Below are 23,361 nucleotides of genomic sequence, written 5' to 3'. Positions count from 1 at the left end.
GTCGGGTCGGTGAGGTTCGCCAGGAGCTTCAGGGTGAACTTCATCAGCAACGGGTGGGTCAGGCCGCGCTGGGCGGCGATCTGCACCCCGGCCCGGACCTGCTTCCTGGGCGCCGTGGCCCCGACCCTCCCGCCGGGCATATCGTTGCAGCAACAGACATATCAGACCTCTTTGCCTGGGGGTCGAGATGGTTCAGGAGCTGCTGGTCGCGGTGGTGGCGGCGCTGTGCTTCGGCGCGCTGTACCTGGCCGCCGGTGCGCGGGTCGTCAAGCAGTACGAACACGGCGTGCTGTTCCGGCTCGGGCGGGTCGCCGGTGACGTACGGACACCCGGCTTCAATCTGGTGATCCCGTTCGTGGACCGGCTGTACAAGGTCAACTTGCAGATCGTCACGATGCCGATCCCCGCCCAGGAGGGCATCACCCGCGACAACGTCACCGTGCGCGTGGACGCGGTCGTCTACTTCCGGGTGGTCGACGCGGTGAGCGCGCTGGTCAAGGTCGAGGACTACAAGTTCGCCGTCTCGCAGATGGCCCAGACCTCGCTGCGCTCCATCATCGGCAAGAGCGACCTGGACGACCTGCTCTCCAACCGGGAGAAGCTCAACCAGGGCCTGGAGCTGATGATCGACAGCCCGGCCGTGGGCTGGGGTGTGCAGGTGGACCGGGTGGAGATCAAGGACGTGTCCCTGCCGGACACGATGAAACGCTCGATGGCCCGCCAGGCCGAGGCCGACCGGGAGCGCCGGGCCCGGATCATCAACGCCGACGCCGAGCTCCAGGCCTCCAAGAAGCTGGCCGAGGCGGCCCAGCAGATGGCGGACACCCCGTCCGCCCTGCAACTGCGGCTGCTACAGACGATCGTCGCGGTGGCCGCCGAGAAGAACTCCACGCTGGTCCTGCCGTTCCCGGTGGAGCTGCTGCGGTTCCTGGAGCGGGCCGGCCAGCCGCCGGCGCCGAACGGTGCCGCGCCGGCCGGGATCACCGAGAGCGCGGTGCGAGAAGGGCCGCCGCCCGGGTGACCCGGCGCCGTAGTCCGCCGCGCCACCCGGAAAATCGGATATACCGCACTATTTTTCAGACGGTGATCCGACTAGCACGCCGTCTGACCGGTACGACCACCGTATGCGTCGCCCTCGGCGCCGCGCTCGCCGCCTGTGGCACCACCGAGGCCCCCCGCCCGGGCCCGCCGGCCCCCGCCAAGCCCTCCTCCTCCGCCACCCCGCCGCCCACGCTCGCCCCGGGCCCCGGCGGTGCGGCACCCGTCTTCATGAACGGTCCGCGCACCCTGGGCAAGACCGTCGCCTTCACCTTCGACGCCGACATGACCGCCGACCAGGGGCCGCGCGCGGCCGCGGGCGAGCACTTCGACAACCCGGCGCTGATCGCGACCCTGCGCAGGCTGAAAGTGCCGGCCACGATCTTCATGACCGGCCGCTGGGCCGACCAGTACCCGGCCCAGGCCCGCTCCCTCGGCCGAGACCCGCAGTTCGAGGTCGCCAACCACTCCTACAGCCACTACGCGTTCACCGGCGACTGCTACGGTCTGCCGACCGTCGCCGCCGCGAACATGACGTCGGACGTGGAGCGCGCCTACGCCGCCCTGCTCCGCGCCGGGGTGCCGCACCCGATGCCGTACTTCCGCTTCCCTGGCGGCTGTTACGACAAGCAGGCGCTGCGCGCGGTCGGCAAGCTCGGGGTCACCGCGGTCCAGTGGGACGTGGTGAGCGGGGACGCGTTCGCGACGGACGCCGACGCGGTGACCAAGCAGGTGCTGGACGGGGTGAAGCCCGGTTCCGTGGTCGTCATGCACTGCACCCGCAGCGCCGCCCCGACCACCGAGCAGGTGGTCCGGACCGTCGTACCGGAGCTGCGCGAGCGGGGCTACCGGTTCGTGAAGGTGTCCGAGCTGATCGGGGAGACGCCCGGTCACCGGTGAGTGCCCGGAGCCGTACCAGGGCCTCACGAGCTGTCCGCCGTGCAGGGGTGCCCCGCACGAGCGAAGCCGAGCACGAGGGAGGCAGGAGCGCCCGTTCAGGAGGAGCGGCGGCCGTTGAGGGCGCAGGCCGCGGCGAAGGCCGCGGCGGTGAGCAGGACCGCCGCGGCCAGGGGCAGTGGCGACACCGGGATCCGGCCGGACTCCGAGCCGCTGACCAGGCCGCTGACCGCCGCGTGTGCCGGGGATCCCCCGACCACCACCGCGAGCAGGGCGGCCAGCAGCATCGCGGGCACCGCCCGGCCCGGCGAGCGCAGCAGCGGCCGGTTGGTGAGCGCGCCGACGGCGCTGCCGAGCAGCGCGCAGGCGAGGGTCGCGAGGAGACCGGCGGCTCCGGCCCGCACCGGTGACACGGGGAGCCGGTGGTCGTTGGTGGCGTGGTGGCTGATCACCGTGACGATCAGGGTGGCCACCGTGCCGAGCAGGGCCGCGGCGGTGAGGGCGGTGAGCAGGGCGGCCAGGTGGGTCCTGGCCGGACCGCGGGCCGCGGTGACACAGGCTCGGGCGGCCGCCGGTTCGCCCGTGACACAGATCCGTACCAGCCAGGCGGCCACCGGCAGCAGCGCGGCGGCCGTGTAGCCGAGCGAGTCCAGTACCGGCTGACCGCCCTGCACGCCCACGCCCAGGAACACGGCGTACAGGATCACCGGGGGCAGCCAGCGCTGGGAGCGCAGGAGGAGTGCGGTCTGGTAACGCAGGAGTGCGGTCATGAACGGTCTTTCTCGTCCGCGTCCGGTGGGACGTCCGAGGGCTCCGAGGGCTCCGAGGGGGTGACGGAGACCACGTGCCAGGGCGGCTGGGCCGTGAGCAGGGCACGCAGGACCACGTCCGAGTGGGACGCGGGAACCATAAGACGGTAGGTACCGGGGGCCGGTTCCTCGGCCGAGGCCGCCGCATGGGTGGCGTCGGCGGGCAGCCGACCGCCGGCGGGGCCCCTGGCGGTGACGACGGTGAGCGCACCGGCGGGTGAAGGCACCTGTGCCGTACGGGGTTTGAGGGTGCCGTCGACGACCTGGTGGATCGCGTCGGGCACGCCCGCCAGGCGCCGGGGATCGTGATCGACGAACACCACGGCGCCCCCGGCGGCGGTCCGCTCGGCGACGGCCCGCTCCAGTTCGGCGCGGGCCTCGGAGTCCAGGCCGGTCCAGGCCTCGTCGAGGACGAGGAGTTCCGGGTCGGCGAGCAGCGCCTGGGCGACCGCGACCTTCTGGCTGGTGCCCTTGGAGAGCTGGGCCATGGGGGTGTCCGCGTAGGCCGCGGCGCCGAACCGCTCCAGCCAGGTCGCCGCGCGGGCGGCGGCCGAGCGGCGGGAGAGGCCGTGGACGGTGCCGAGATGGGTGAGATAGCCGGAGGGGGTGAAGGGGAGGGCCGCGGGGAAGCGCTCGGGCACGTACGCGGTGCGGGGGCGGCCGATGATACGGCCCTCGGTGGGGGTGTCCATGCCGGCGACGAGGCGGAGCAGGGTGGACTTGCCGGTGCCGTTGGCGCCCTCCACGCGGATGAGGGAGCCGGGGGTGACGGTGAGGTCGACGCCTCTTAACACCCAGGGGCCGCGTATGCCGTAGCGGCGGCCTACGCGGGCCAGTTCAAGATCACGATGCATGGGGACATTGTCGTGCGAGACGGTGCTGGGTGGTGCGCATCACCGCGGGGTGCGGGTCGTACGCGGCTGGTCGCGCAGTTCCTCGCACCCCTTGTAGGTTGGTGCGGTGAGCGCTCCCTTCCAGGTCTCGGCGAACAGCCGGGACGAAGCACCCCAGTTCGTGCTGCCTCTCGTCGTGCGGATAGAGAAGTCGGCGCCCCCTGCCCGCACCGACGCACTCGAAACGGCCGCCCGGGCCGTCCTGACCATGCTCAGTGACCCGCGGGCCCTCGGCGACGGCGAGTGGGCGCAGGCCGTGCGGGACTGGGAGGACGCGCGGATCCGCAAGGTCGTGCGGCGGGCGCGGGGCGCCGAGTGGCGGCGGGCCGGGGAGTTGCCCGGGATCACACTCACGGGCAAGTCGGCCGAGGTCCGGGTGTTTCCGCCGGTTCCGCTGGACGGGTGGCCCAGGGAGCTGGCCAAGTTGCAGGTGTCCGGCACCGAGTTGGACGATCCGGAGCCGCCCGTGGGCGCCGACCGGTCCGCGCCTGTGCTGTGGCTGAACCCGGAGCTGGAGATGTCGGCGGGCAAGGCGATGGCCCAGGCCGGGCACGGGGCCCAACTGGCCTGGTGGGCGCTGCCGGAGGAGGAGCGGCAGGCGTGGCGCGAGGCCGGGTTCCCGCTCGCCGTGCGGACCGCCGATCCGGGTGAGTGGCGTGAACTGACGGGCAGCGGGCTGCCGTTGGTCCGGGACGCCGGGTTCACCGAGATCGCCCCGGGCAGCTGCACGGTGGTCGCGGACCATCCGGCACTGCACTGAGCTGCGGTTTTTTGACTATCCTGAAGAACTTTGCCGTTTGTTTGAACACCGCTGCCGTGCCGCCCGTACGTCCTGGCACTGAACCAGTGACACGGGGAGGCCTCCCTTGCGGCGTTTCAACGGTACGGCCATGATCATGGCGGCCCTCGCCACCACGCTCGGCGCGCTCGCCTATCCCGTGTGGTCGTACGCCGACCGCTCCGGCACCGGGCAGGCGAACCTGGCGGCGGGGACCGTGGCCACCCAGTGGGGCCCGCTGTCCGCCGCCGACCGTGATCTGATCGTCCGGGTCCGGCTGGCCGGGCTGTGGGAGCTGCCGGCCGGGCAGCAGGCGGTCGAACGGGCGCCGAGCGCGGCGATCAAGGAGGCCGGCGACCATCTCATCGTCGGCCACACCGACCTCGACAGGCGGGTCCGGATCGTCGCCGCGCAGCTGGGCGTGGAGCTGCCCAACGTGCCGAACGAGCAGCAGCAGGGCTGGCTCCGGGAGATGTCCGCGGCGACCGGCGCGGAGTACGAGTACAAGTTCGTGAACCTGCTGCGGGCCGCGCACGGCAAGATCTTCCCGGCGATCGGCGCGGTGCGGAACTCCACCCGCAACAGCCTGGTGCGGCAGCTGGCCTCCGACACCAACCAGACCGTCCTCGACCACATCACGATCCTGGAGAAGACCGGCAAGGTCGACTTCGAGGCCATCGCCAACGAGGTCGCGGGCTCGACCACGGCCAGCCCGACCGGGCCCGCGGTGCCGGCGCCCGGGGTGGCGGTGCCCTCCGCGCCGGCCGCGCGGGCCGGCGGCGACGTGCGCACCACGTCCCGGCCCTCCCCCGGCGCGCCGGGCACGGTGAACACCGCGCGCCCGGACCCGGTGGACTCCCTCGGCGTGCTCGGCGGATAACCGGCACCGGACAGCTCCCGGAGCGCGGGCGCGAACCTCAAATGTTGCTCTGAAGCGGCAGACGACACGGTTCGCGGCCGCGCTCCGGGGTCATACCCCCGTCATTCGGAGCAGGAGGGGGACGACCATGACCTTGGAGCGGCTGGGGACGGGCATCGGCTGGCGGCCGGAGATCGCGGACGCCGTGGAGCGCATGCCGGGCATCGACTGGGTCGAGGTCGTGGCCGAGAACACCTGTCCGGGTCACCTCCCCGAGTCGCTGCGACGGCTGCGCGAGCGCGGGGTCACCGTCGTACCGCACGGCGTCTCGCTGGGGCTCGGCGGCGCGGACCGTCCGGACGAGGACCGGCTCGGCGCGCTCGCCGAGCGGGTGGCGGCGCTGGGCTCGCCGCTGGTCACCGAGCACATCGCGTTCGTCCGCGCGGGCGGCCCGCGCACGGCTTCGCCCGTCCTGGAAGCGGGTCACCTGCTCCCGGTCCCCCGCACCCGGGACACTCTCGACGTGCTCTGCGAGAACGTCCGCATCGCCCAGGCCGCGCTGCCGGTGCCGCTCGCGGTCGAGAACATCGCCGCGCTCATCGCGTGGCCGGGCGAGGAGATGACCGAGGGGCAGTTCCTGTACGACCTCGTGGACCGCACCGGGGTACGGCTGCTGATCGACGTGGCGAACCTGCACACCAACCACGTCAACCGGGGTGAGGACCCGGCCGAGGCGCTCGCCGAGCTGCCCGTCGAGGCGATCGCGTACGTCCATGTGGCGGGCGGCTTCGAGCGGGACGGCGTCTGGCACGACAGCCACGCCCACCCGGTGCCCCCGGCGGTCCTGGACATCCTGACCGGCCTGGCGTCCCGGGTCGCGCCGCCGGGTGTGCTGCTGGAGCGTGACGAGAACTTCCCGGAACCGGCCGACCTGGAGCGGGAGGTGGCGGCGATCCGGGCGGCGGTCGCGGCGGGGGGTGCGGCGGGGGGTGCGGTGGCCGGCGGCCAGTGGGAGCCCCCGCCGGCGGCTCCCGCGCCCGAGGTCCCCGAGGCCACCCGGCAGCGGCTGGGGCTGGCGCAGGCCTCGGTGCTGTCGTCGCTGGTCGCCGGGACGCCGGTGCCGGAGGGGTTCGACCGGGTGCGGATGGGGGTGCAGGCACGGGCGCTGGCCGCGAAGCGGGCGGACGTGGTGGCGAAGGTGGCGCCGGAACTGCCGGAGATCCTCGGGGAGGGGTATCGGGCGGCGTTCCTGGCGTATGCGCACGAGCGGCCGATGGCGGGGGGTTATCGGCGGGACGCGCTGGAGTTCGCGGCGGAACTGCTGCGGGCGGGGCGGCCGGGGGACGGGGCCTGTCATCGGCGGTTGGAGCGGTGGTGGCTGGAGCGGGCGGGGGCGGCACCTCGCCGGTCGCTTGCGCGGAGGGTGCTGCTTCGGCGGGGATAGTGGCCGGGGGGTGGGGACGCTTACCGGCGCTTGCCGGGTGCCGCCGCGCCCACTCTCCCCCACTCTCGGCTTCGCTCGAGCGGGGGACCCCCATCGCCCCAGCCGCACGACTGCCCGCGGCTATGTGAGACACGGCTGGGCAGCGCGCCCCCTAAGGGGCGCGGGGAACTGCGCGACCAGCCCCCACCGGCCCGCAGCCGACACACGGCCCCCACGCCCCCACCCCTGCTTCCGCCCCCACCCCTGCTTCCGCCCCCACCCCTGCTTCGTCCGTCACACAATCCGACCGTATTCCTCACCCGTCGGTAATATGCCAACCCCGCACCCAACCGGCGTGCGGTGCTGGAGGCACTATGCGACCCCGACCCCCCGTCCAGGGACGAGGCATATTCAGCGGTACCGGGCTGATCATCGTCTGTCTCGCGGCGACCCTCGCCGCCCTGGTGTTCCCGATCTGGTCGTACGCCGACCGTTCCGACCCCACCGGCTCGGTGAACGTGCTCAGCGCCCAGACCGTGTCGACGGACTACGGCCCGCTGTCCGCGCAGGACCGGGACTTCATCGTCAAGGTCCGCCTCGCCGGGCTCTGGGAGCTGCCGGCCGGGGAGATGGCGGAGGAGAAGGGCACCACGGTGGCCGTACGGACGGCCGGGCAGCACCTCGTCGACGGGCACACCTCCCTCGACGCCCACCTCCGCACCGTCGCCACCCAGCTCGGCGTGCCGATCCCGAACGGGCCGAACGCCCAGCAGCAGCAGTGGCTCGCCACGCTGAGCACCGCACAGGGGCAGGACTTCGACCGGGAGTTCGCGAACATCGTGCGGCTCGCCCACGGCCAAGTCTTCTCCCTGGTCGCCCAGGTCCGCGCCGCCACCCAGAACACCCTGGTCCGCGACCTCGCCGACGACGCCAACACCACCGTCCTGGACCACATCAAGGTCCTGGAGGCGACGGGCTACGTGGACTTCGCCACGCTGGCACAGCAGTTGGCGACCACGCCCTCCCCCGTGGCCTCACCGCCCGTCGTCGCCCCGGCGGACGCGACCCCGGTCGCACCGGAGCCGGCATCGGCCCCGTCGCCGTCCTCGACGTACCCGCTGCCGCCCGCCACCGCCAGCCCGCCGTCGGCCTCCCCGACCCCCTGACCCGCGCGGGAAACGGAACGTCACATACCGACAACACTCGGTCCGGAATGTGAACAGGGCATGGTGGCGGCCAGGCCCCTGGCATAGAAACATGTCATGTTCTGGGTCCTTCTCCTGCTCCTGGCCTGGGCCGTCGCCGGCACCGCCTGCACCCGGCTGTGCCTGGCCGCCGTGCGGACGGCGGCCGCCGACGCGGACGCGGGCCGAGGGCACGATCTGACGCTGTACGAGGCCGCGTTCCTGTCCGGCGGGCCCGCGCGGGTCGCGGATCTGACGCTGGTGTCCATGGCCCGGCAACGGCGGCTGCTGCTCGCCCACACCGGCTGGGCGACCGTCGTGGACCCGCGCGGGCGGGACGAGATGGAGCGGTCGGTGATAGGGGCCATCGGGCCCGAGGGGCAGTCGCGGATAGCACCGGTGCGCTCGGCGGCGGCCGACACGGACGCCGTGCGCAGTCTCGGCGAGGAGCTGGTGCGGGCGGGGCTCGCGGTGCCCGACGCGGCGGCACGGACCACGGTCGCGTCCGGTGTCCGGCAGGTCCGGGCCGCCGCGCTGGCGGTCCTCGGGCTCGGCGTCGCCGCGCTCACCCTGCCCGCTCCGACCGGGATGCCCCGCGACCTGGTCGCCGTGTGGTTCGCGCTGCCCCTCACCCTGACGCTGAGCTGTCTGGCCATCGCCCGGGTCGAGGTGCACCCTTACGCGCGCTGGGCCTCCCCGGCCGGGCAGCGGCTGCTCGGCGTGCTGCACCGGCGGGCGAACCGGGCGGCCGACGACCAGTCGCTGCTGGCCTCCGTCGCCGTACGCGGCATCCGCGCGATCGGCGAACCGGAGCTGCGTGCGGCCTTCGCACACCGGGACCAACTGCCACGGCAGTGAGCCGGGGCGCATCGGGGGCATTGCGCCGACACCGGCCCGGTGGTGCTTGCCTTCGCCGACAACCGGTCGAAATATCCCTTTCACTGCTGCCGTGCAGTCGCTGCGGTGCCGTTGCCGCCACGCCACCGCAGCCGTCGCACCGAAGGGATACGCCATGAGAGCCCCCGCCCTGTACTCGGCAGCCGGGTCCCTGATCCTCACCACCCTGGCCGCCGCCCCGGCCGGGAGCGCCCCCCGCGTCCCGGACGCGGCGGCGGCCGAACTGCGCGGCACCGCCGTGGCCGCGGCGCGGGCGCGCGCGGCGGGCATCGGGTTCGGCCGGTGCGCCGCCGACCTGCAGGCGTCGGCCGCCTTCCAGTGCGGCACGGTGAGCGTCCCGCTGGACTACGCGCACCCGGACGGCAAACAGATCAGACTGACCGTCAGCCGGGTGGCCGCCACCCAAAAGGACCCGCACAACAGCAAACGCAGGGTGCCCCGGCAGGGCGTCCTGGTCTACAACCCGGGCGGCCCCGGCGCCTCCGGGATGCTCTTCCCGATGATCGGCGTGCTGCCCGAGTGGAAGCGCGTCGCCGCCGCCTACGACCTGGTCGGCTACGCCCCGCGCGGCGTCGGCCGCTCCGCCCCGCTGTCCTGCGTCGACCCCGGGCACTTCTTCAAGGCGCCGTCGCAGGCATCGACGCACCCCTCCGAGTCGTACAAGGAGGCCCGGATCAAGGAGGCGAAGGCGTACGCGCAGGGCTGCCTCAGGCGCTCCGGGAGCGGACTGCGCCACTACACCTCGCTCAACAACGCCCGTGACCTGGACGTGCTGCGCGCGGCGCTCGGCGAGGACCGGCTGACCTTCATGGGCGCCTCGTACGGCACCTACTTCGGGGCGCTGTACGCGACCCTCTTCCCCTCGCACGTACGGCGGATGGTGCTGGACTCGGCGGTGAACCCGGACCCGGAGCGGATCTGGTACCGGAACAACCTGGAGCAGTCGGCCGCGTTCGAGGGCCGCTGGGCGGACTTCCGGGAGTGGATCGCCAGGCACGACGCCGTGTACGGGCTCGGCGACACGGCCGCGAAGGTGCAGGCGAGTTACGACACGGCGAGCAGGCGGCTGGCCAGGAAGGCGGCCGCCGGGAAGGTCGGGCCGGGGCAGTTGCAGGGCGCGTTCCTGTCGGCCGGGTACTACGACGACTTCTGGCCGAGCCGTGCCGACGCGCTGTCGAGGTTCCTGAAAGGGGACCCCGAGCCGCTGGTCCGGCTGGCGGCGCCGACGGTGGAGACGGCCGCCGAGGCGGAGAACTCCAACGCGGTCTACACGGCCGTCGAGTGCAACGACGCACCCTGGCCGACGGCATGGAAGACCTGGGACCAGGACAACACCCGGCTGGCGCGGGTGGCGCCCTTCGAGACCTGGGACAACGCCTTCATGAACCTGCCGTGCGCCTACTGGCCGGTGCCCCGGCAGAAGGCACTCGACGTGCGGACGGGCCCCGGTGAGCTGCCGCCGACGCTCATCCTGCAGGCCGAGCGGGACGCGGCCACGCCGTACGCGGGCGCGCTGGAGATGAACCGGCGCCTGTCCGACTCGGTCCTGGTGACCGAGCGGGACGCGGGCACGCACGGCATCGGCGGCGGCCCCAACCAGTGCGTGAACGGCTACCTGGAGGCCTACCTGCTGGAGGGCCGGCTCCCCGAGCGGCGCGCCTCCTGCGCGGGGCACCCGGAGCCGAAGGCGTCGGTGCCGGCCGACCACACCCGGCGGAAGAACCTGCGGCACTCCCTGAAGGGCGAGGCCGGCCGGCGCTGACGACCGTCAGGCCAGGCCCGCCACCAGCTCCGCGATGTCCTTGCGGCGGCCGGTGCGGCATCTCCCGGGGGACACCCCCCGGACCCCCGGCCGACGGACCCGAGCACCGCTGACCGTCAGGCGAGCCCCGCGATCAGATCGGCCACCGACTTACGGCGCCCGGTGTAGAACGGGATCTCCTCGCGGACGTGCCGGCGGGCCTCGGAACCGCGCAGGTGGCGCATGAGGTCGACGATGCGGTGCAGCTCGTCGGCCTCGAAGGCCAGCACCCACTCGTAGTCGCCGAGCGAGAACGAGGCGACCGTGTTGGCGCGCACGTCCGGGAAGCCGCGGGCCATCTTGCCGTGGTCGGCGAGCATCCGGCGGCGGTCCTCGTCGGGCAGCAGGTACCACTCGTAGGACCGCACGAACGGGTAGACGCTGATGTAGTTGCGCGGCGTCTCGTCGGCGAGGAACGCCGGGATGTGCGAGCGGTTGAACTCGGCGGGGCGGTGCAGCGCCATGTTCGACCACACCGGTGTGAGGGCACGGCCGAGCTTCGTGCGGCGGAAGAGGTTGTAGGCCTCCTGGAGCTGGTCGCTGGTCTCGGCGTGCCACCAGATCATCAGGTCGGCGTCGGCGCGCAGACCTGAGACGTCGTAGGTGCCGCGGACCGTCACGTCCTTGGCGGCGAGCTGGCCGAACAGCTCCTGGACCTCGTCGGCGTAGCCCGCGCGGTCCTCGGGCAGCACGTCCTTCAGCTTGAAGACCGACCACAGGGTGTAGCGGATGACCTCGTTGAGGTCCTTGGCCAGCTTGCCCTTGTTCGGGATCCTGCCGGACTCGGTGGTGGGGGCGTCGTCACTCATGGTCCCTATTCTCCCGCTCCGCCGTGCAGACTCTGCACCGGGTGGGCCGTCAGCTCCGCGACGCCGCTGAGGTCGCCCGCCAGCTGGTCCACCGCCGCGTACGCGCTCGCGATGCAGGCGGGGATGCCCACACCGTCGTACTGCGCCCCGCAGACCGCGAGGCCCGGGAGCCCCGCGACGTGCTCGCGGACGCGGGCCACGCGCGCGTGGTGGCCGACCGGGTACTGGGGCAGGCCCTCGGTCCAGCGGGTGACACGGGTGGCGAGGGGGGCCGCGTCGAGGCCGGTGGCCTCGCGCAGGTCGTGCCGGGACAGCTCCACGAGGTCGGCGTCCTCGCGGTCGAGGATCGCGGTCTCGCCGTACCGGCCGACCGAGGTGCGCAGGACGACCGTGTCCGGGTTCTCGTCGGCGAGCCAGCCCCACTTCTGGGAGGCGAAGGTGGAGGCCTTGATGGCGCGGCCGTCGACGGGCGGGACGAGGAAGCCGCTGCCCGCGGGAAGGGCGAGGTCGGCGCGGCGGTAGGCGAGGGTGATCAGGGCCATCGAGGCGTACTCGACGGCGGCCAGCTCGGCCGCGGCGGCGGGGACCTCGGCGCGCAGCAGGCCGGCGGCGACGGGGGCGGGAACGGCGACGACCACGGCGTCGGCGGACAGCACCCGGCCGGGTGTGCTGATCCGCCAGCCCTGGGGTTCCCTGCGCAGTCCGGTCACGGGCGTCCCGGTCAGGATCTCCCCGCCGCGGGCCCGGACGGACTCGGCCACCGCGAGCGGCAGGGTGCCCACGCCGCCCTCGATGCCCATGAAGACCGGTCCGGTCTGCTGGTCGGCCGCCGCCTTGGCCTGGATCTCTCGGACGGCCTCGGTGAGCGAGGCGTGGGTCCTGGCCGCCTGGTAGAGCTGCGGGACCGCCGAGCGCAGCGAGATGCGGTAGGCGTCGCCCGCGTAGACCCCGCCGAGCAGGGGCTCGACCAGCCGGTCGACGACCTCCCGGCCGAGCCGGGCGGCCACGTACTCCCCCACCGCGACGTCGTCGCCGATCTCGGTGCGGGGCAGGTCGGCGTCGCGCTCGATGCGGGCGAGGCCCTCCGGGGACAGCACCCCGGACAGCGCGGCGGCGGTGCCGGGGACGCCCATGACGTGGCCCTTGGGCATGGGGCGCAGGGCACCCCGGGTCCAGATCGAGGCGGTGGCGGTGGCCGGCGGCTGCAGCCGGTCGGCGAGGCCGGCCGCGCGGGCGAGGTCGACCGCCTCGGGCCGGCGGGCCAGCATCGACTCGGCGCCCAGGTCGACCCGTGCGCCCGCGATCTCGCCCGGCAGCAGCTTGCCGCCGACTCTCTCGGAGGCCTCCAGCACGGTCACGCGCGCACCGCGCTCCAGCAGCCGGTGTGCCGCGGCCAGTCCCGCGATCCCGGCTCCGATGACGACGACCCGATCCGTACCTGCACCCGTTGCGCTCATGTCCTCACTCTCTCAGACCCGGCTGGCGCTCCCGCGCCGGCCCGGTGCCCCGTACGCGTCCGGGCCGTGACCGCATCGGGACCGGCCCCGCCAAACGTCCCGGCCCGCTCCGGCGTCGAAGGAGCGTCAGTCTTCACGACCCCCTGGGGGGAACCATGCGCCAACCCGTACGCCCCGCCCTCACCGGCCTCCTGCTCGCCGCCGCCCTCGTCCTCGCCGGATGCGGTGCGAACGGCGCCTCCGCCGGCGCCTCCGCCGGTGACGCGAGGGCCGGCACCGACAGCACGGCCCGGGAGGCGGCGGGCCCGGCGGGAGCCAAGGACAGCGGCAGCGGGCCCGCCCGGACGGCGCCCGGCCTCACCGCGAACCGGATCATCCGCACCGCGTCCCTGACCGTGCGGGTCAAGGACGTTCCCAAGGCCCTCGACGCGGCCCGCGGCACGGCCGAGGACGCGGGCGGCTACGTCGGCGACGAGACCACCGGGCGGGACTCGGCGGGCAACGAACACACACGCGTGGTCCTGCGGGTCCCCGCCGACAAGTACGACGAGGTGCTCACCGGCCTACAGGGCGCGGGCAAGCTGATCGCCCGCACCGCGAAGGCGCAGGACGTCACCGACCAGGTGGTCGACGTGGACAGCCGGGTCAGGTCGCAGCGCGCCAGCGTGGCCCGGGTCCGCGAGCTGATGGACCGGGCGGCCAAGCTCAGTGACGTGGTCACCCTCGAAGGTGAGCTGAGCAGCCGGGAGGCCGACCTGGAGGCCCTGCTCGCCCAGCAGGCGTCCCTGAAGGACCGCACCAGCATGGCCACGATCACGCTGTCCCTCACGCAGACACCGGTGACGAAGTCCGCGAAGAAGGACGACGGCCCGGGGTTCGTGGACGCGTTGTCCGGCGGCTGGCACGTCTTCGTCACCATGCTGCGCTGGATCGCCCTGGCCCTGGGCGCGGCCCTGCCGTTCGCGGCCCTGGCGGCCGTACTGGCGCTGTTGTGGTGGAAGGCCGCCCGCCGGCGCCGTACCACCGCCCGGCCCCGCGGCGAGACCTGAGCGGGCCCGAAATGACCGCGCCCCGTAGCGTGTTCGCATGAGCGTGAACAGTGGGCGGGAACGACTGGTCGTGATCGGCGGTGACGCCGCGGGCATGTCCGCGGCGTCCCAGGCACGCCGGCTGCGGGGACCGGACGAACTGGAGATCGTGGCCTTCGAACGCGGCCACTTCACCTCCTACTCGGCGTGCGGGATCCCGTACTGGGTCGGAGGAGACGTCGGCGAACGGGACCAGTTGGTCGCCCGTTCGCCCGAGGAGCACCGCGCCCGCGCGATCGACCTCCGGATGCGTACCGAGGTCACCGAGATCGACGTGGCCGGGAAGCGGGTACGCGCGCGTGACGTCGATTCCGGTGCCGAGTCCTGGACGCCGTACGACAGACTCGTCATCGGGACCGGCGCCCGCCCGGTCCGCCCCGACATGCCGGGCGCGGACGCGCCGGGGGTGCACGGTGTGCAGACCCTGGACGACGGCCAGGCCCTCCTCGACACGCTGGCACGCACGCGTGGCCGCCGGGCCGTGGTGGTCGGCGCCGGCTACATCGGCGTGGAGATGGCCGAGGCGCTGATCAACCGGGGCTACGAGGTGACGGTCGTCAACCGCGGCAGCGAGCCGATGTCCACGCTCGACCCCGACATGGGCCGCCTGGTGCACGAGGCCATGGAGGGCCTCGGCATCACCATGGTGAACCGCACCGAGGTCACCAAGGTGCTCACCGGCCAGGACGGCCGGGTGCGCGCGGTGGCGACGGAGGCCGCCGAGTACCCGGCGGACGTGGTGATCCTGGGCATCGGCGTGCGCCCGGAGACCGGCCTCGCCCGGGCGGCGGGCCTGCCCGTCGGCCGGCACGGCGGCCTGCTCACCGACCTCGCGATGCGGGTGCGCGGTCACGAGGACATCTGGGCCGGCGGCGACTGCGTGGAGGTCCTGAACCTGGTCTCGGGCCAGGAGCAGTACATCCCGCTGGGCACCCACGCCAACAAGCACGGCCAGGTCATCGGCACCAACGTGGGCGGCGGCTACGCCACCTTCCCGGGGGTCGTCGGCACCGCGGTGAGCAAGGTCTGCGACCTGGAGATCGCCCGCACCGGTCTGCGCGAGAAGGACGCCCTCCGGGTGGGCCTCCAGTTCGAGACGGTCACCATCGAGTCCACGAGCCGCGCCGGCTACTACCCCGGCGCGAACCCCATGACGGTCAAGATGCTCGCCGAACGCCGCACGGGCCGCCTGCTCGGCGTCCAGATCGTCGGCCGCGAGGGCGCGGGCAAACGCGTCGACATCGCGGCGGTCGCCCTCACGGCGAACATGACGGTGGAACAGATGACGACCCTGGACCTGGGCTACGCGCCACCGTTCTCCCCCGTGTGGGACCCCGTACTGGTCGCGGCGAGGAAGGCAGCGGCAAAGGTGCGAGCTTTCTGAGAGGCGCCGGGGTCACCGACCAAGGGGCGCGGGGCGGTAGCCGATATGCGGCTACCGCCGCGTGGGCGCGACCAGCCACAGTCCACCCGCACCCCGCGACGCATCTCAGGCCGTCCCGCTGATCCTCGGCAACGAAGTGACCCCAGCCCCTCCCGGCGCGGGCGCGGCAGCAGGCTGCTCGACCCCCGTCCGCGCATGCGCCGCCGCCGGCCGGGTCGACCGCAGCCGGTTGCTCACCGCCTCGTCCAGCGTCACCGGCCGCTGCATCTGCGCGGCGAGCCGCCCCGCCTCCTGACCGAGCCGTGCCACGTCCTCCCAGGGAAGCCGCACGACGAGGGAGAGCTCCGCCTCACCGTCGGGGAGCGCCTGCATGGGAGGGAATGCCTGAGGAGTAACCCGGTCGTTCATCGCCTGTTCCTCACGTCGCCTGTAGCTCACGTCGGTCGCAAGGACATACGCACGCGCGCGTGCCGGCGTTCACCGGAACTCCCCGCGCTTCGAGCGCCCCCTGTCTGGGCACTAGTCAGCTGTGGTCATCCCCGTTCATGACGTGAACCCGGTGCGTCGCACGCCGTACGTGACGTACGCGTTGATCGCCGCGAACGTGCTCGTCTTCCTGTTCACGCCCGGCATAGCCGGCTCCGTGGCCGGCGGCAGCGACCTGGCGCAGCTGTGTCATCTGCAGGCTTTCACGGACCACTACGCGGCGGTGCCCCGGGAGCTGATCCACCATCAGATGCCGCAGGTGGTCCCGACCGGGCAGGTGGGCATCGGCCGCGACGGTCCCGGCTGTGTCGTCGGCGCGCCCGGCTACGACAAGTCGCCGGCGCTGTCGGTGTTCACCGCGATGTTCCTGCACGGCAGCTGGCTGCACCTGCTGGGCAACATGCTGTTCCTGCTGATCTTCGGCAACAACGTCGAGGACCGGATGGGGCACATCCGGTACTTCCTCTTCTACGTGGTCTGCGGCTACGCGGCCGGTTACGGCTTCGCGCTCCTCAACGCCTCGTCGGGCGACCCGCTGATCGGCGCGTCCGGCGCGATCGCCGGGGTCCTGGGCGCGTATCTGGTCCTCTACCCGAAGGCCAGGGTCTGGGTGCTGGTCCCGTTCCTGGTCTTCCTGCCGCTGCGGCTGCCGGCCTGGCTGGTGCTGGGCTTCTGGTTCGTGCTCCAGGCCGTGTACTCGTCCGGCGAGGGCGTCTCCGACGCCGGGACCGTGGCGTACGCGGCGCACATCGTCGGCTTCCTGGTGGGCATGGTGCTCGCCTGGCCGCTCAAGCCGGGCACACCGCCGCCGCCGGAGCCGCGCGGCCTGCTGTTCGGCAGGCAGGCCCGGCCCCGGCACACGTGGTGAAGCCGCGTCAGCGGGCGGTCTCGGTGTGGACGAACTCGACGAGCCGGGTCAGCGCGTCGGGGTCGGTGGACGGCATCACACCGTGGCCGAGGTTGAAGACATGGCCTTCGAGACCGGCGGCCGCGTCGAGCACCTCGCGCGTCTTGGCCTCCACCACCTCCTGGCCGGCGAACAGGACCGTCGGGTCGAGGTTGCCCTGGAGCGCCTTGCCGGGGCCGACCCGGCGGGCGGCCTCGTCGAGCGGGACCCGCCAGTCGACGCCGACGACGTCCGCGCCGGCCTCGCCCATGAGCCCGAGCAGTTCGCCGGTGCCGACTCCGAAGTGGATGCGCGGGACGCCGTAGCCGGCGACGGCCTCGAAGACCTTCGCGGAGGCGGGCATCGCGGAGTGCCGGTAGTCGGCGGGGGCCAGCGCCCCGGCCCAGGAGTCGAAGAGCTGGACGGCGGAGGCGCCGGCCTCGATCTGCACCTTCAGGAACACGGCCGTGATGTCGGCGAGGCGGTCGAGCAGGTCGGCCCACAGCTGCGGGTCGCCGTACATCATCGCCTTGGCGTTCTCGTACGTGCGCGAGGGGCCGCCCTCGACGAGGTAGCTCGCGAGGGTGAAGGGGGCGCCGGCGAAGCCGATCAGCGGGGTCGGGCCGAGCTCGCGGGTGAGCAGGCCGACCGCCTCGGTGACGTACGAGACGTCCTCGGGGGTGAGGTCCCGGAGCCGGGCGAGGTCGGCGCGGGTGCGGACCGGCTCCCCGACGACCGGGCCGACGCCCGGCTTGATGTCGAGGTCGACGCCGATGGCCTTGAGCGGGACGACGATGTCGCTGAAGTAGACCGCAGCGTCCACCTTGTGGCGGCGCACCGGCTGGAGTGTGATCTCGGTGACCAGCTCGGGCCGCATGCACGACTCCAGCATCGGGATGCCTTCGCGCACCTTGTGGTACTCCGGCAGCGAGCGCCCGGCCTGCCGCATGAACCACACGGGGGTGTGCGGCACGGGTTCACGCCTGCACGCCTTGAGGAAGGCACTGTCGTACGTCGCTGTCGGCTGCTGGCCCGTGGGGCTTCCGTTCGCACTCACGACGGCAAGTCTCGCACGCCCCGCGAACCGGCAGCGCGGCGCCCTTACGTGGTCCTTAGGTGGTGTCTCTCCCTGCGCGAAGGCGTCGTTCCCCTTACTCTTCCCCGCATGGCTGCGGCTCAGGGACGACTGTCGGACGGCGCTGGCGGGATGGGCGAGGGGAAGGACACCGGGGAGGACGAAGGACATACCGGGAGTACGGCGCCACCGGTACCGCCGGCCTTCCGGGCCGCGGTCGACGCGTTGCGCGGCGCCCGGCTGCGGCCGCAGGTCGAGGTGGAGCCGACGCCCGCCCCGCAGCGCCTCGCCCCGTTCGCGTACGCCGTGGAGGCGGCGGTGGTCGACGGCGACCAGGATCTGGCCGACGGGCGTCTGGTGCTGCTGCACGACCCGGCCGGGCACGAGGCCTGGCATGGCACGTTCCGGCTGGTCACGCTGGTGCGCGCGGAGCTGGAGCCGGAGATGGCGGCCGATCCGCTGCTGCCCGACGTCTGCTGGGCGTGGCTGACCGGCGCCCTTCAGGCGCGCGGCCTGTCGTACGGCGAGCCGAGCGGGACCGTGACGCGCGCCAGTTCGCACTACTTCGGCGGGCTGTCGGCGCGCCCCGCCGCCTCGCAGATCGAGATCCGGGCCTCCTGGACGCCCCGGGAGGGCCGCTCCGGCGCCCCGGACACCGCCGCCCACCTCGCCTCCTGGTGCGACCTGCTGGCGCAGGTGGCGGGCCTGCCCCCGGCCGCCCCGGGCGACGCCTCGGTGGTCACGCTGCCGCAGCGCCGCGACCCGCAGGCGCGCTGAACCCTCACCTCCGCTGATCGGGACCCGTCCACCCGGGTCCCGTCGACTCACCCGTCATTGACCATCTCTTTGTCGATACGGCCACTTTCTGTCCCGTAGCGCAACGGCCCGAACCGATTCGATCTTCGGATGATCGATCGCGTGTCCGAATTGCACGGATTGTTACTCACCAGATCGTGATCATTCTCTAAAGGCGGACGGGTTTGGTGCCGAAGACGACTGTGACCTTGAAAGTACGGTTCGTCCCGGCTTCTTCCCTCACAAGCCGGCCCCGTCCCCCACCCAGGAGGCCTGGTGTCCGTTCTCCTAGAGCAGCCCGCAAGCCTGGTCGCCTACCGCCCGAACAAGCCCACCGCCATGGTGGTCGTGGCCGACCCGCGCGTCCGCTCCACCGTCACCCGCCATCTGTGGGCGCTCGGTGTGCGCGATGTCATCGAGGCCTCGTCCATCGCGGAGGCTCGTCCCCGCATCGGCAACCCCCGCGACATCTGCGTCGCCGACGTCCACCTCCCCGACGGCTCCGGCCTGACCCTCCTGTCCGAGACCCGCGCGGCGGGCTGGCCCAACGGCCTGGCCCTGTCCGCCGCCGACGACATCGGCGCCGTGCGCAACGCCCTGGCCGGCGGCGTCAAGGGCTACGTCGTCACCGGTACCCGCACCAACATCGGGCTCCCCACCCGACCCGGTGCCGCCCCCATCGGCGCCGCCGCCCGTATGCACCGCCGCCCCCCGGGTGCCCCGAGCCACCCGGGCGGCTACCGCGAGCTCTCCGGCCGTGAGGTCGAGGTGCTCCGGCTGGTCGCGGAGGGCCAGTCGAACAAGGCGATCGGCGTCTCGATGGGACTGTCCGCCCTCACCGTCAAGAGCCACCTCGCCCGCATCGCCCGCAAACTCGGCACGGGCGACCGCGCCGGGATGGTCGCCGTGGCCCTGCGCACCGGCATCATCCACTGACCGAACGACCTCCGACTGCTCACGCGTTCACCGGTGTGACCGGACCGGCGGTTGGTGGGTTTTAAGGCGTTAACCCGTTTTCCCCCGTTGTGGTACATGATTTTTCACGTGCCTGTCGTTTTTACGCCCCTTCGCGGTCGGGGGGCGGAACGTTCCGTCGACGGACGCCGTCCACACACAGATACCCTTGACAGGTGACCGACGCCCAAGACACCGCAGCAGACAGTTCACTGCGCACCACCGGGGGCACTCCTCCGGACGACGCCGGATCTTCTGTGACGGAGGCGCCGATCCCCTTGCTGGAACCCCGTGAGGGCATTCCGCCGGTGGTCGTCGACGAGGCCGCGCTGGCCCGCGTGATCGCCGCCTTCGCCGCCGGCTCCGGCCCCGTCGCCGTCGACGCCGAGCGTGCCTCCGGTTACCGCTACGGACAGCGCGCCTACCTCGTCCAGCTGCGCCGGGAGGGCGCCGGGACCGCGCTGATCGACCCCGTCGCCTGCCCCGACCTGTCCGGCCTCGGCGAGGCGCTGGCCGGCGTCGAGTGGGTGCTGCACGCGGCCACCCAGGACCTGCCCTGCCTGCGCGAGATAGGCATGACGCCCAGCAGCCTCTTCGACACCGAGCTGGCCGGACGGCTCGCCGGGTTCCCCCGGGTCGGGCTGGGCGCGATGGTCGAGGGCGTCCTCGGCTTCGTGCTGGAGAAGGGCCACTCGGCGGTCGACTGGTCGACCCGGCCGCTGCCCGAGCCCTGGCTGCGGTACGCGGCGCTGGACGTCGAACTGCTCGTGGACCTGCGGGACGCCCTGGAGAAGGAGCTGGACCGGCAGGGGAAGCTGGAGTGGGCGCAACAGGAGTTCGACGCGATCGCGGCCGCGCCGCCGGCCGAGCCGAGAAAGGACCCCTGGCGCCGGACGTCGGGAATGCACAAGGTACGCCGACGCCGGCAGCTGGCGGTGGTGCGCGAACTGTGGGAGACCCGGGACCGGATCGCGCAGAAGCGGGACGTCTCGCCGGGCAAGGTCCTCAGTGACGCGGCGATCGTGGAGGCGGCGCTGTCGCTCCCGGCCACCGTGCACGCCCTCGCGGGGCTGAACGGCTACGGCCACCGGATGGGGCGGCGGCAGCTGGAGCAGTGGCAGGCGGCGGTGGACCGCGCCAAGGCGCTCCCGGACGCCGCGCTGCCGCAGCCGGGACAGCCGGTGACGGGGCCGCCGCCACCCCGGGCGTGGGCCGACAAGGACCCCGCCGCGGCGGCTCGCCTGTCGGGGGCCCGGGCCGCGGTGTCGGCGCTGGCCGAACAGCTCACCATGCCGCAGGAGAACCTGATCGCGCCGGACACCGTGCGCCGGATCTGCTGGGAGCCGCCCCAGGTCGTCGACGCGGAGACCGTGGGGGCGGCGCTGGTGGGGTACGGCGCGCGGCCCTGGCAGGTGGAGCAGGTGACGCCGGTGCTGGTGGCGGCGCTGTCCGCCTAGGCGGACGCTCGCTCACTCACTCCGGGCCGTCTTCCGCCGCATCGGCCGTATCGGCCGATGCAACCGGTTCGGCCGGTTCATCCCGGTCGGCCGGGCCTTCGAGGAACGCGGTGTAGAGATGCCTGCCCCGGTCCACGGAGAGGTCGAGTTCGGGCAGGAGGTCCGGGACCGCGATCGCGGTCACCAGGTTGCGGTACATGCGCGAGATACGCGCTTCGACATGTCCCATGTGCCGGTCGACGGTGTTCGAGATGAGCACCACTCCGGCCCAGTTCCCCGCGATCTGGTAGGCCTGCTGCTCCACATCGACGAACGGTTTCAGCTCTCCGCGTCGTCGTGCTTCGGCGAGCTGTCCCGCATTGAATTCGATCCAGTCCGGCCAGGGAGTTCCATGGGTTTCCGGCGCATTACTGTGGAATGAAAGTTTCAAGGCGGCCTGAAGGGCGTTCTCGTGGGAGATCCGGTACGCCAGGATCATCCCTATGTCGACCGCCTCCTGGAGCATGTACCGCTGTTCTCGCAGGCCGTCCATGGTCAGCGTGTTCTGCATGATGGCCGTCGCCACTTCGATCTTTCCGCCCGGGAAATGCCGGTAGAAGGCCCCCTTGCTGGTCTGTGCGGCGGCGATGAGGTCACCTACCGACGTTCCTTCGTAGCTGTCCCTCACGAAAAGCGCGCCGGCGGTGTCGAGAATGCGCTGCCTGGTGTCGATGGCGCGCTGCTGCTGACGTCGCGGCCTGCGCGGATTGCTCATTCGATCTCGCCTTCGAGGCCCATTCACGGATTCCTGACCGAATGGGCATTGTCCGGGATAGCCGCGTACGCATTTCAGAACGCCTTTCCGGGCGGACCGCGTACGCGTTGATCAGCCTGCCGATACTACCGCGAGGACCGGACCGGGCGAGGGGCCCGAGGAAGCACGGAGGTCCGCTCCACAGCCTCCCAAGGGACGCAAGTGTCACGTAAGTGTCAGTAGCCATGTGCGGTACTGACCGGTCTCGCGACCCGTCACGACACGTACGGCCTTCAACCATGGCTCGCTTGACGTCCTTCGGCCCGGGTTCCAGACTGGTTGTCGCCAGAAGAGACCGAACGGTCCCTTCTGGCACGGACATCATCCGTCAGCATGAAGATCTCCGGCTCTGGAGGCGGTCGTACCGGTTGCAGGGAGTCGAACAGAAGAGACCACCTGGTCCAAACGAGACCCGACGGCACGAGTGCCCGGCCGCTGCCACGCCCGCCGGAGCCCACCGGCCGGCCCCGGCGCCACAGTGCCCTTTCAGACAGTTTCGCCGGCCGCACGGCGAGCCGGACCGTGGTTCCGCCGCACCCCGTCCGCACCCGCTGACCCCGCCCAGGAGCCCCGCGCCATGACCAGCGTCCCGCCCTCCGCCCTCGCGGCCGTGCTGCGGGCCGAGGCCGCCGCCGGTGCCGCGGCGGTGGTCGCCCCGTACGACGGCGGGACCTCGTATGCACGGGCCTTCGCACGGTACGGCTGGCGGACCGTGGCCGTCCTCCCGGAGCACCGGCTGCGGCCGCCGGCGTACCGGAACGCGACGCCGCCCGCCGGGTACGGCGACACGGTCGTGCACCGGGGGCTGCGCCAGACGGTCAAGGCGCTGCGGGCACTGGGGGTGTCGGCCGTCGTCGCGGGCGGCGCGGGGGGCATCGAGCTGGCCGAGCGGATCGCCTGGCAGCTCGGACTTCCGGGCGCCGATCCGGCGTCCTCGGCGCTGAGGTACGACCGCGGTGCCCAGGCGGCCCGGCTGGCCCGGGTGGGGATCCCGGCGCTGCGGGGCATCCGCACCGCGCGGCTGGCCGACGCCGTGGCCTGGGCCCGGTCGTACCCCGCGGCGGGTTATCTGCTCGCCCCGGCAGCCGCCGGAACCCCGGTCGACGCGGTGGTGTGCGCGGACGAACACCGGATAGGCGCGGCGTGGCCGGCGCTGTGGCACGCGGCCGCCCGGCACTCCGGCAGCCCGCACCTGGTGCTGACCGAGGTACCCGGCCGCCGCCGGTACACGGTCGACACCGTCACCCGTCCGGGCCCGGACGGGCGGCCCGAGCATGTCGTCACCGGCCTGCGGGGGGACGTACCCGTCGGCCCGCGCCCGCCGGGCGGCCCGCCGGCCCCGGCCCTGGCGCGCTACACGGCCCGGGTGCTGGACGCGCTCGGCGTGGTGTGCGGCCCGGCCACCACCCGGCTCGCGTACGGCGACGACGCCACGGCGGGCGACGGGCCGCGGCTGGTCTGCGCGCTCGCGGCGCCGGTCATGACGCCGGCCGACGAGGCACCCCGGACGGCGACGGGCCGCCACCGGACGGCCGGCGTGCCGATCCCCTGGACCACGCCCGACAGCCCCTTCTTCCACGGCCGTTCCTGACCCGGCG

At 72.9% G+C, this 23,361-nt stretch carries 22 protein-coding genes; 15 read left to right on the top strand and 7 right to left on the bottom strand.

Annotated elements, in window-relative coordinates; translation table 11 throughout:
- The first annotated feature begins 187 nt into the window (after positions 1 to 187).
- Positions 188 to 1,021 carry a slipin family protein gene (locus AB0P24_RS40810; RefSeq protein ID WP_365803246.1) on the top strand — a complete coding sequence of 278 codons (834 nt, stop codon included), beginning with the start codon at positions 188 to 190 and terminating at the stop codon, positions 1,019 to 1,021.
- A gap of 62 nt (positions 1,022 to 1,083) precedes the next feature.
- Positions 1,084 to 1,938 (top strand): polysaccharide deacetylase family protein, encoded by an 855-nt coding sequence (locus AB0P24_RS40805; RefSeq protein ID WP_365803244.1) that lies wholly within the window; start codon positions 1,084 to 1,086, stop codon positions 1,936 to 1,938.
- A gap of 95 nt (positions 1,939 to 2,033) precedes the next feature.
- On the opposite strand, the gene AB0P24_RS40800 is transcribed toward AB0P24_RS40805, so the two are convergent.
- Together AB0P24_RS40800 and AB0P24_RS40795 are read right to left on the bottom strand one after the other, a co-directional pair.
- Positions 2,034 to 2,705, bottom strand: a complete 672-nt coding sequence (locus AB0P24_RS40800) for an ABC transporter (protein ID WP_365803242.1) — start codon at positions 2,703 to 2,705, stop codon at positions 2,034 to 2,036.
- Positions 2,702 to 3,598: an ATP-binding cassette domain-containing protein gene (locus AB0P24_RS40795; RefSeq protein ID WP_365803240.1), complete on the bottom strand. Its 897-nt coding sequence runs from the start codon at positions 3,596 to 3,598 to the stop codon at positions 2,702 to 2,704. Before AB0P24_RS40795 ends, AB0P24_RS40800 begins: the two co-directional genes overlap by 4 nt.
- 106 nt (positions 3,599 to 3,704) lie before the next feature.
- Between AB0P24_RS40795 and AB0P24_RS40790 the strand changes: the two genes are divergently transcribed.
- From AB0P24_RS40790 to AB0P24_RS40765, 6 genes are all read left to right on the top strand, one after another.
- Positions 3,705 to 4,397: a peptidyl-tRNA hydrolase gene (locus AB0P24_RS40790; protein WP_365803238.1), complete on the top strand. Its 693-nt coding sequence runs from the start codon at positions 3,705 to 3,707 to the stop codon at positions 4,395 to 4,397.
- A 106-nt stretch (positions 4,398 to 4,503) separates the two neighbouring features.
- A complete protein-coding gene (locus tag AB0P24_RS40785; protein WP_365803236.1) occupies positions 4,504 to 5,295 on the top strand; it encodes a DUF4142 domain-containing protein in 792 nt (263 codons plus the stop codon).
- Positions 5,296 to 5,422: 127 nt separating this feature from the next.
- Positions 5,423 to 6,718, top strand: a complete 1,296-nt coding sequence (locus AB0P24_RS40780; protein ID WP_365803233.1) for a DUF692 domain-containing protein — start codon at positions 5,423 to 5,425, stop codon at positions 6,716 to 6,718.
- A gap of 353 nt (positions 6,719 to 7,071) precedes the next feature.
- The gene (locus AB0P24_RS40775) at positions 7,072 to 7,863 is read left to right on the top strand and encodes a DUF4142 domain-containing protein (RefSeq protein WP_365803231.1); all 792 of its coding nucleotides are present in this window, start codon (positions 7,072 to 7,074) and stop codon (positions 7,861 to 7,863) included.
- Positions 7,864 to 7,959: 96 nt separating this feature from the next.
- Positions 7,960 to 8,739, top strand: a complete 780-nt coding sequence (locus AB0P24_RS40770) for a TIGR04222 domain-containing membrane protein (RefSeq protein WP_365803229.1) — start codon at positions 7,960 to 7,962, stop codon at positions 8,737 to 8,739.
- A gap of 154 nt (positions 8,740 to 8,893) precedes the next feature.
- Entirely contained in the window at positions 8,894 to 10,540 is a 1,647-nt protein-coding gene (locus AB0P24_RS40765; protein ID WP_365803228.1) for an alpha/beta hydrolase, read from the top strand.
- Positions 10,541 to 10,656: 116 nt separating this feature from the next.
- Here the strand turns inward: AB0P24_RS40765 and hemQ are convergent, their stop codons facing one another.
- Together hemQ and hemG are read right to left on the bottom strand one after the other, a co-directional pair.
- Entirely contained in the window at positions 10,657 to 11,388 is a 732-nt protein-coding gene (gene hemQ / locus AB0P24_RS40760) for a hydrogen peroxide-dependent heme synthase (protein ID WP_365803227.1), read from the bottom strand.
- A 5-nt stretch (positions 11,389 to 11,393) separates the two neighbouring features.
- Entirely contained in the window at positions 11,394 to 12,845 is a 1,452-nt protein-coding gene (gene hemG / locus AB0P24_RS40755) for a protoporphyrinogen oxidase (RefSeq protein ID WP_365803225.1), read from the bottom strand.
- Positions 12,846 to 13,000: 155 nt separating this feature from the next.
- Between hemG and AB0P24_RS40750 the strand changes: the two genes are divergently transcribed.
- Together AB0P24_RS40750 and AB0P24_RS40745 are read left to right on the top strand one after the other, a co-directional pair.
- The gene (locus tag AB0P24_RS40750) at positions 13,001 to 13,894 is read left to right on the top strand and encodes a DUF4349 domain-containing protein (protein ID WP_365803222.1); all 894 of its coding nucleotides are present in this window, start codon (positions 13,001 to 13,003) and stop codon (positions 13,892 to 13,894) included.
- 37 nt (positions 13,895 to 13,931) lie between these two features.
- Entirely contained in the window at positions 13,932 to 15,317 is a 1,386-nt protein-coding gene (locus tag AB0P24_RS40745; RefSeq protein ID WP_365803220.1) for an FAD-dependent oxidoreductase, read from the top strand.
- A gap of 105 nt (positions 15,318 to 15,422) precedes the next feature.
- Here AB0P24_RS40745 and AB0P24_RS40740 read toward each other — a convergent pair whose 3' ends face one another.
- Complete coding sequence (locus AB0P24_RS40740; protein WP_365803218.1) at positions 15,423 to 15,725, bottom strand: hypothetical protein; 303 nt, start codon at positions 15,723 to 15,725, stop codon at positions 15,423 to 15,425.
- Positions 15,726 to 15,846: 121 nt separating this feature from the next.
- On the opposite strand from AB0P24_RS40740, the gene AB0P24_RS40735 reads away from it, so the two are divergent.
- Positions 15,847 to 16,671, top strand: a complete 825-nt coding sequence (locus AB0P24_RS40735) for a rhomboid family intramembrane serine protease (protein WP_365803217.1) — start codon at positions 15,847 to 15,849, stop codon at positions 16,669 to 16,671.
- A 7-nt stretch (positions 16,672 to 16,678) separates the two neighbouring features.
- Here AB0P24_RS40735 and hemE read toward each other — a convergent pair whose 3' ends face one another.
- Complete coding sequence (gene hemE / locus AB0P24_RS40730; protein ID WP_365803215.1) at positions 16,679 to 17,746, bottom strand: uroporphyrinogen decarboxylase; 1,068 nt, start codon at positions 17,744 to 17,746, stop codon at positions 16,679 to 16,681.
- A 108-nt stretch (positions 17,747 to 17,854) separates the two neighbouring features.
- On the opposite strand from hemE, the gene AB0P24_RS40725 reads away from it, so the two are divergent.
- The 3 genes from AB0P24_RS40725 to AB0P24_RS40715 all read left to right on the top strand — a co-directional run bounded on the left by AB0P24_RS40725 (position 17,855) and on the right by AB0P24_RS40715 (position 20,970).
- Entirely contained in the window at positions 17,855 to 18,541 is a 687-nt protein-coding gene (locus AB0P24_RS40725; RefSeq protein WP_234540770.1) for a DUF3000 domain-containing protein, read from the top strand.
- A 294-nt stretch (positions 18,542 to 18,835) separates the two neighbouring features.
- Positions 18,836 to 19,495, top strand: coding sequence for a response regulator transcription factor (locus tag AB0P24_RS40720; protein ID WP_181808392.1), 660 nt, complete (start codon positions 18,836 to 18,838; stop codon positions 19,493 to 19,495).
- 194 nt (positions 19,496 to 19,689) lie between these two features.
- Complete coding sequence (locus tag AB0P24_RS40715) at positions 19,690 to 20,970, top strand: ribonuclease D (protein WP_365803213.1); 1,281 nt, start codon at positions 19,690 to 19,692, stop codon at positions 20,968 to 20,970.
- A gap of 16 nt (positions 20,971 to 20,986) precedes the next feature.
- On the opposite strand, the gene AB0P24_RS40710 is transcribed toward AB0P24_RS40715, so the two are convergent.
- Entirely contained in the window at positions 20,987 to 21,724 is a 738-nt protein-coding gene (locus tag AB0P24_RS40710) for a TetR/AcrR family transcriptional regulator (protein WP_365803211.1), read from the bottom strand.
- Between the two features lie 616 nt (positions 21,725 to 22,340).
- Here AB0P24_RS40710 and AB0P24_RS40705 point away from each other — a divergent pair.
- Positions 22,341 to 23,354 (top strand): hypothetical protein, encoded by a 1,014-nt coding sequence (locus tag AB0P24_RS40705; protein ID WP_365803209.1) that lies wholly within the window; start codon positions 22,341 to 22,343, stop codon positions 23,352 to 23,354.
- Positions 23,355 to 23,361 lie beyond the last annotated feature (7 nt).

This window comes from Streptomyces sp. NPDC086519, assembly GCF_040686075.1.
In the GTDB taxonomy this organism is placed as follows: domain Bacteria; phylum Actinomycetota; class Actinomycetes; order Streptomycetales; family Streptomycetaceae; genus Streptomyces; species Streptomyces shenzhenensis.
This window is presented reverse-complemented; position numbering and strand designations above follow the sequence as displayed.